Raw genomic sequence first — 266 nt, 5'->3', positions numbered from 1 at the left:
TCGATCGAGATGGCCTTCAACGCCGGGGCCACCGACTTCATCACCAAACCCATCAACTGGCCGCTGTTGACCGAGCGCGTCCGCTACGCCCTGCGTACCGGGCACCTCAACCGCGAGGTGCGCCGCAGCCGTCTGCGCGAGGCGGCGGTGCGCCGGGTGGCGGGTCTGGGACATTGGGAATGGAGCCTGGACAGCGGTGCCCTGGACTGGTCCGACGAGCTGGAACTGCTCACCGGGGTGGCCGCCCACCAGCTGCGCGACCTGTC

General features: G+C 69.5%; 1 protein-coding gene. It reads left to right on the top strand.

Features of this window, described 5'->3' with window-relative positions; translation table 11 throughout:
• Nucleotides 1-266 (top strand): hypothetical protein (locus HA630_RS01085; protein ID WP_208299901.1); only part of this gene is annotated, 266 nt, incomplete at both ends.

The organism is Aquabacterium sp. A08 (assembly GCF_011742065.1).
The sequence above is the reverse complement of the archived record's forward strand: the minus strand, read 5'-3'. Positions and strand labels throughout refer to the sequence as shown.